Origin of the sequence: Vibrio sp. 10N.239.311.G01 (genome assembly GCF_041465805.1) — a bacterium.
GTDB classification, from domain to species: Bacteria; Pseudomonadota; Gammaproteobacteria; order Enterobacterales; family Vibrionaceae; genus Vibrio; species Vibrio crassostreae_C.
In genome coordinates this window covers 1-1,177 of sequence record NZ_JBFSRM010000077.1, presented here as the reverse complement: position 1 = coordinate 1,177, position 1,177 = coordinate 1, and the positions used below count along the sequence as shown (strand labels likewise).

Sequence of the window (1,177 nt, the reverse complement as noted above, 5' to 3'; positions counted from 1 at the left end):
AAGATTTTAGCTACAACACCAGCACCAACTGTACGGCCACCTTCGCGGATTGCGAAACGTAGACCTTCGTCCATTGCGATTGGAGCGATTAGCTCAACAGTCATTTGAACGTTGTCACCTGGCATTACCATTTCTACGCCTTCTGGTAGAGTGATGTCGCCTGTTACGTCAGTTGTACGGAAGTAGAACTGTGGACGGTAACCTTTGAAGAAAGGAGTGTGACGGCCGCCTTCGTCTTTAGAAAGTACGTATACTTCAGACTCAAACTTAGTGTGTGGGTTGATAGAACCTTTCGCAGAAAGTACTTGACCACGTTCAACGTCATCACGCTTAGTACCACGTAGAAGTGCACCAACGTTCTCACCTGCACGACCTTCGTCAAGCAGTTTACGGAACATTTCAACACCAGTACAAGTAGTAAGAGTAGTCTCTTTGATACCAACGATTTCTACTTCGTCACCTACACGTAGGATACCGCGCTCGATACGACCAGTTACAACAGTACCACGACCTTGAATTGAGAATACATCTTCAATTGGTAGTAGGAACGGTTGGTCAACTGCACGCTCTGGCTCAGGAATGTAAGAATCTAGTGCTTCTGCAAGCTCAACGATCTTGTCTTCCCACTGCTTCTCGCCGTTTAGTGCGCCAAGTGCAGAACCTTGGATAACTGGTAGGTCATCACCTGGGAAGTCGTATTCAGAAAGAAGTTCACGAACTTCCATCTCAACTAGCTCAAGTAGCTCTTCGTCATCTACCATGTCACATTTGTTCATGAATACGATGATGTAAGGGATACCAACTTGACGACCAAGTAGGATGTGCTCACGAGTTTGAGGCATAGGGCCGTCAGTCGCAGCAACAACTAGGATACCGCCGTCCATTTGTGCAGCACCAGTGATCATGTTTTTAACATAATCCGCGTGTCCTGGACAGTCTACGTGTGCGTAGTGACGTGCTGGAGTGTCGTACTCAACGTGAGAAGTCGCGATTGTGATACCGCGCTCACGCTCTTCTGGAGCGTTATCGATAGATGCGAAATCTTTAGCAACACCGCCGTATACTTTTGCAAGAGTAGTACAGATAGCAGCAGTTAGAGTTGTTTTACCGTGGTCAACGTGGCCGATAGTACCAACGTTTACGTGCGGTTTCGTACGTTCAAATTTTTCTTTAGACA

The 1,177-nt window shown here is 46.9% G+C and carries 1 protein-coding gene; it reads right to left on the bottom strand.

The genetic code is table 11. The annotated features are described in order from the left end of the window. A partial coding sequence (gene tuf / locus AB6D06_RS22455) for an elongation factor Tu (protein ID WP_016783752.1) occupies nt 1-1,177 on the bottom strand: 1,177 nt, incomplete at both ends.